Below are 5,592 nucleotides of genomic sequence, written 5' to 3' on the forward strand. Positions count from 1 at the left end.
GGGGGAGTGGGGGAGTGGGGGAGTGGGGGAGTGGGGGAGTGGGGGAGTGGGGGAGTAGGGGAGTGGGGGAGTAGTAAAAATAATGATAATTAATATTAAATTGCCTTAAATCAGAAAAAATATGATTCTACCAAGATAATTACTTAATAACTGAAGTATTAATCAAGTATAGCATTACTTTTGGTAATTGGTATTATGTATCAATGGGTTGTTGAATCTATTTTGGCAAATTTCAGAAAAATTCATAGCAAGTCATATTTTTTTAAAATTAACAACTATAACAATAATCTCTAATTCCCTTGAATAATATATTTAATCCTAGTAAAAGCTTCTAACCCAATCAACCCTTGAGCAAAACATTTTTGATTAGACATTCCCAAGAAAATACCATCTTTTTCACTTTGATAACGTGAAAATCTTGGAGATTTATTAATAAAAGAACAAACACTATTAATACCCAAAGCAAACTGACGACTTTCCTGATAAGATTCAGCTACCAAACAATCAGCATGACCACTACTATAATTATTAATCCATCTAATTCCTGAATCTATAGAATCAACAACTTTAAAAGCAACTACTTTACTTAAATAAGCTTCATTCCATTCTCTATCCTCAGCCAAAATTAAATCAGGAAACTCATCAACTAAAGCAGCATCCCCTCTAACTTCAAAACCATTTTCCTTCAAACTATTCCAAAGTCTAACTACCATAGAAAAATTATGCTTACGATCTATCAATACCTTTTCTATCGCATTAACTGGGTCTGGCTTACTTTCATAGCTATCCAAAATCATCCAACGAACCATATCCAAACTACCAGTAGCAGACCAGTATAAGTAACAATTACCCATGGCTGTTTTTAAAACTGGTACAGTTGACACTCTTGCCACCCGATCAACTAAACTAGAACGTCCATAAGGAATAACTAAATTTATATATCGGTCTTGAGTAAGCAACTCCTGAATTGAACCCTTGTCCGTAGGAGGTAAAAACTCTATACATTCCACAGGTAAACCAACTTGCTCCAAAGCCAACCGTAATACCTTAGTAAGAACTAAATTAGAATTACTAGCCTCACTCCCACCCCTAATAATCAAACTATTTGCAGTTTGAATACACATTCCAGCAGCGATCGCCACTAACTCTGGAAATGCCTCATAAATTAAAGCAATAACTCCCAATGGAATACGTTGGCCATAACTCTGACTACGTTCTAATTGATATGAAGCACCAACAACTTGCCCTACTAGATCGGGCAAATCACCAAGTCGTTGTAAAATTTGAACAGTAATTTCGAGTCGTTCTGGAGTCAACTTCAGCAATTCAACCATTGGCGCGGGAATAGGAATTGTCCGATTTGCTTCTAAATCCAGAGTATTAGCTTCTAAAATCTCATTTTTATGTTGTAAAATTGCTTCTGCCATTGCTTGTAAGGCCATAGAGCGTTTTGAAGCCTTAGTTTTAGCAAGTTCTAGAGAACCTTGATAAGCACGATGAATCATATTCATCGTTAAGTTAGCAGAATAATATTTCCTATTCATAAGTTTAACGTCTGTAAGCAAGCCAGACCATCAAGGCAGGAAGCATGGCCAAAAGAACTGCCACCATTGCCCAAATAATTATATTAGAACCAGGAGAGTGTAAAGCTAAAGGTAGCCAAATCACTAAAGGTACTAAAATCATTACTAGAGCTAGTGGCAAGTAGTGAGCCTTCCAATTGGAATAAGCCCGGTACCACTGTTTACCTGTCCATCGCCAAGCAGGCTTATAGGAATAGTGAGTCGAGAGTTGTTCAATAGTATTGTCATTTTCATTGACAACAAATATTTGCTGACAGCGGTTACAGCCAAAGGCATCTGTCAGGGCTATTGGAATTAAGCGGCCCCTACGCCGACATGGACAGGGGTATTCTCCATTCAAATCGATCTTTTGAGCTTTTTGAGGTCGCAAAGTAATTGTATAACCGAAAGCGTTGATTGAAAAAAGATGATCTGAGACTCAGTATAGGTCTATTATTCTAATTCTAGGTCCTATTAAACTATAACCTGACTCAACAGTTTGTGTTAGCTATATTGATTTTTTATCACAAAATCTTCAGCTTTTGGCTCTTGGTTTATGTTATGACACTTACCTTTAAAATGATCGAAAAATCTACTTCTCCTACCTACAGTAGTTTTGAAATGGATACACTACAGTGAACTAATCAACCCTCAGAATTATAGCCTCCGTTTGTCTTGAATCACAATTTCAGGAGTCAAGTGCTTAAGCACTGAGAGTATGTGCTAAACTTAGGACTTTCCTACTCCTACCAGATTGCTAAATATCTAATCAGGGTTCTGTACTATATTCAATTCAAAAAATCTTTCGATCAAGCTATAGTTTTTATTTTTCGTCCTGTGGTTTATAATTCCAGTGGTATTTTAACTATTAAATACCTACTGAAAAGCATTGGAGAATAAATCTTATATATTATAATATCTCTACCAAGCGGGTAACGCGATTCGAACGCGCGACATCAACCTTGGCAAGGTTGCGCTCTACCACTGAGCTATACCCGCGATTTCCAACTACTATCTATAGTTTCACAAATAACTTTATTTGTCAACCCCTAAGCAGAATTTTTTTTGAGAGTCAACCTTTGATTAGCTTAGTCATACTTCTGGAGATACATCAGACTCTACAAAAGTATTTGAAGTTATTGGTAATGCTTGAGTTGTACCAGCAATACTATAATTATTTGATGAGGAATTTATACCACCCTTAATTTGACGCATCAAACTTGCCATTTCTAAGGCATTCATGGCATATTCCCAACCTTTATTACTTTTAATACCAGCCCTCTCTAAAGCTTGCTGCATCGTATCTGTGGTTAAAACTCCAAAGATTACAGGTACTCCTGTTTGAAATGCTGCTGCGGCAATTCCTTTAGATACCTCAGCAGCTACATAATCAAAGTGAGGAGTTTGGCCTTTAATTACAGCTCCTAAACAAATTACCGCATCGTAGCGATTACTCATGGCCAATTGACGTGCTACTAAAGGAATTTCAAAACTCCCTGGTATCCAAATATAATCGACTTGAGTCCCCTCTGGATTAGGATCCACACCATGCCGTTTGAAACAGTCTTGACAACCTTCGAGTAGTTTCCCACTAATTAAGTCATTGAAACGAGCTATTACAATAGCAAAGCGTAAAGAGTCAACTTGAGTAAATGTTCCCTCGAAAACAGTCATATTAGAATTTTTTTTAATGTTAATTATTGTGATAATGAATAATGAAAACTATCTCTAATTATCAATTATTAATTACCTTTAGTTAAAATAAAGTACGGAAATCTCCTAGCACTTTTTTCTCCTTAAAAGGAGAAGCTTGAAACATCTGGGGATTAATTATCAATTATCAACTATCAATTGGTAAGAGTCTAGAGATAACAAGTTGCTGCTTATTATCTCCTGTCTCTTAAAATTCATTATTTCCTATCTTAGATTTTAGATATTGCCTGTTCAGATTGATGTTACCAAAAAAATCAGGCCAATAGCTCCCTTTAAATAGCTTCAGCAGTTGGTACTGATAACTGATAACTGAATTTGGCCTAAACCACTAAAAAGTTTAAAACACCCACTGCAATTACCAGTGCTAACCACAAACCAGAACCAATAAAAATCAAAGGTTTGCCTTGACTCCAGATTTGAGGAGAAGCATAGGCAAAAGGTACGCCAACTACTAAGATAAAAGATAATACCACTAATAGAAGTAGTACGAATTGAAATAGGAATGTTAACATTTTTTTTCTCCCGGTGCAACAACAAACTAATCCTATAAGAAATTAGAGTATCATAAATTGTGCGGTGGTAATTTTAATTTGAGTAGTGAATTTTGAGTTTAGGTCGGTCATTTCAGGGAAGAGTTAGCTTTTTGTAGAGGAATTATTAATACCTGGCTCTAGCTCGAGAACTTACGCACCCCAGCTAAGAAACTGGGTTTATTCCCTAATTTAATGGTTGGAATTGAAGCAGCAAAACAAATTTAGTAAATACTTCCCCATAATAATTACAAATAGCTCTATAATTGTTGACCGAAAAATTAAGGTATAAAGCTTCTATATTCATGGATAAAAAATAAAAAAATTCCTTGAGCGCCAATCCTTTTTTAATCCCCTTAAAAAAATAAAATTCAATATTTCAAGCATCCCTATTTCATAGAGGTACTGATAACTGATAACGTAAGCATTCAGCAGTCAGCCATCATCCATCAGCTATATTACCTTTAAGGAATGAAAAAACAAGATATTTCCAATAATTATGTAAAAATGTAGTAGAAGTTTAATGAATGAATCAAGCATTCATTAAAAAGCTGTTTGCGCAGCATTCCGCAGGAAGAGCTGAGAGCTAATAGCTGAATGCTTACCTGATAATTGATAACTGATAACTGATAACTGAAAAGACTTGTTCTTGAAAGGCTTTTGGCATAGTTTCTGTCAGAAGATAAAAATAATTCATAATTTTGTCAAAATGATGCTAGAAAAGAAACTTGATTTGAGTGGTAAAGAGTTAACGAGTATCCCAGTGTGGGTATTGAAAAATAGAGATTTAATTGAACTTAATTTAAGAAATAATCAATTAATAAAAATCCCAGAGTCAATCTCTCAACTCTCTAATTTATAAAAGCTTGATTTAAGTAATAATCAATTAACAGCAATCCCAGAGTTAATCTCTCAAAGATCTAATTTAAAATAGCTTAATTTAAGTAGTAATCAATTAACAACAATCCCAGAGTCAATCTCTCAAAGATCCTCTTTAAAAGGGCTTTACTTATATAATAATCAATTAGGAAAAATTCCAGAGTCAATCTCTCAAATCTCTAATTTAGAAAATCTTTATTTAGGGCGGAATCAATTAACAATAATTCCAGAGTTTATCTCTCAACTATCTAATTTGGAAAGGCTTTATTTAGGGCATAATAAATTAGCAATAATCCCAGATGCGATTGCTCAACTTACTAATTTACATTCTCTTTATTTAATGCAGAATCAATTAACAAAAATTCCAGGTGCGATCGCTCAACTTACCAATTTATCAATACTTGATTTAAGAGAGAATCAATTAAGAACAATTCCAGAGTCTATCATTCAAATATCTAATTTAAGAAGTCTTGATTTAAGATGGAATAAATTAATAAAAATCCCAGAGTCTATTTCTCAACTCTCTAGTTTAACTTCTCTTCTTTTAAAAGATAATTGATTAACAACAATCCCAGAGTCTATCGGTCAACTCTCTAATTTAGAAACTCTCGATTTAGAAGATAATCAATTAAGAACAATCCCAGAGTCTATCTCTCAACTATCCAAGTTAACAAAACTTGATTTAAGAAAGAATTAATTAACAATAATTCCAGAGTCTATCTTTCAACTCTCGTCTTTAAAAGGGCTTTACTTATATAATAATCCATTCACAACAATTCCAGAATCAATCTCTCAGCTATCTAATTTATAAATTCTTTATTTAGGATATAATGAATTAACAAAAATCCCAGAATCAATCTCTCGACTTACAAATTTAAAACAGCTTCATTTGTTTCATAATCAATTAA

The 5,592-nt window shown here is 34.1% G+C and carries 7 protein-coding genes, 1 tRNA gene and 1 pseudogene; 4 read left to right on the plus strand and 5 right to left on the minus strand.

The genetic code is table 11. The annotated features are described in order from the left end of the window. Nucleotides 1-290: 290 nt before the first annotated feature. The 5 genes from ACP6PK_RS03230 to psbZ form a co-directional block, all read right to left on the minus strand. On the minus strand, nt 291-1,544 hold the full coding sequence (locus ACP6PK_RS03230; protein WP_426557708.1) for a glutamate-5-semialdehyde dehydrogenase: 1,254 nt from the start codon (nt 1,542-1,544) through the stop codon (nt 291-293). 4 nt (nt 1,545-1,548) lie between these two features. Continuing rightward, nucleotides 1,549-1,953, minus strand: a complete 405-nt coding sequence (locus tag ACP6PK_RS03235; protein ID WP_426557710.1) for a hypothetical protein — start codon at nt 1,951-1,953, stop codon at nt 1,549-1,551. A gap of 536 nt (nt 1,954-2,489) precedes the next feature. Further along, nucleotides 2,490-2,561: transfer RNA gene (locus ACP6PK_RS03240), tRNA-Gly, on the minus strand. A gap of 93 nt (nt 2,562-2,654) precedes the next feature. Continuing rightward, nucleotides 2,655-3,236, minus strand: coding sequence for a 6,7-dimethyl-8-ribityllumazine synthase (gene ribH / locus ACP6PK_RS03245; RefSeq protein WP_094672545.1), 582 nt, complete (start codon nt 3,234-3,236; stop codon nt 2,655-2,657). Between the two features lie 359 nt (nt 3,237-3,595). Continuing rightward, entirely contained in the window at nt 3,596-3,787 is a 192-nt protein-coding gene (psbZ, locus tag ACP6PK_RS03250) for a photosystem II reaction center protein PsbZ (RefSeq protein WP_094672544.1), read from the minus strand. Nucleotides 3,788-4,514: 727 nt separating this feature from the next. Here psbZ and ACP6PK_RS03255 point away from each other — a divergent pair. The 4 genes and pseudogenes from ACP6PK_RS03255 to ACP6PK_RS03270 all read left to right on the plus strand — a co-directional run. Then, nucleotides 4,515-4,667 (plus strand): hypothetical protein, encoded by a 153-nt coding sequence (locus ACP6PK_RS03255; protein ID WP_426557713.1) that lies wholly within the window; start codon nt 4,515-4,517, stop codon nt 4,665-4,667. Nucleotides 4,668-4,751: 84 nt separating this feature from the next. Then, nucleotides 4,752-5,243 (plus strand): annotated as a pseudogene (locus tag ACP6PK_RS03260) (leucine-rich repeat domain-containing protein); the annotation flags it as partial. A gap of 21 nt (nt 5,244-5,264) precedes the next feature. Beyond that, nucleotides 5,265-5,381, plus strand: a complete 117-nt coding sequence (locus ACP6PK_RS03265; protein ID WP_426557748.1) for a leucine-rich repeat domain-containing protein — start codon at nt 5,265-5,267, stop codon at nt 5,379-5,381. Nucleotides 5,382-5,495: 114 nt separating this feature from the next. Beyond that, the coding region (locus ACP6PK_RS03270) for a leucine-rich repeat domain-containing protein (protein ID WP_426557750.1) at nt 5,496-5,592 on the plus strand (97 nt) is incomplete at its 3' end.

The sequence above is a fragment of the Dapis hubbardiae BLCC-M172 genome, from assembly GCF_050016015.1.
GTDB lineage: Bacteria > Cyanobacteriota > Cyanobacteriia > Cyanobacteriales > Microcoleaceae > Trichodesmium.

Excerpts from the sequence above, each read along its gene's own strand:
- psbZ (WP_094672544.1), bottom strand. The coding sequence starts at position 3,787 with ATGTTAACATTCCTATTTCAATTCGTACTACTTCTATTAGTGGTATTA.
- ACP6PK_RS03230 (WP_426557708.1), bottom strand. The coding sequence starts at position 1,544 with ATGAATAGGAAATATTATTCTGCTAACTTAACGATGAATATGATTCAT.
- ribH (WP_094672545.1), bottom strand. The coding sequence starts at position 3,236 with ATGACTGTTTTCGAGGGAACATTTACTCAAGTTGACTCTTTACGCTTT.
- ACP6PK_RS03255 (WP_426557713.1), top strand. The coding sequence starts at position 4,515 with ATGATGCTAGAAAAGAAACTTGATTTGAGTGGTAAAGAGTTAACGAGT.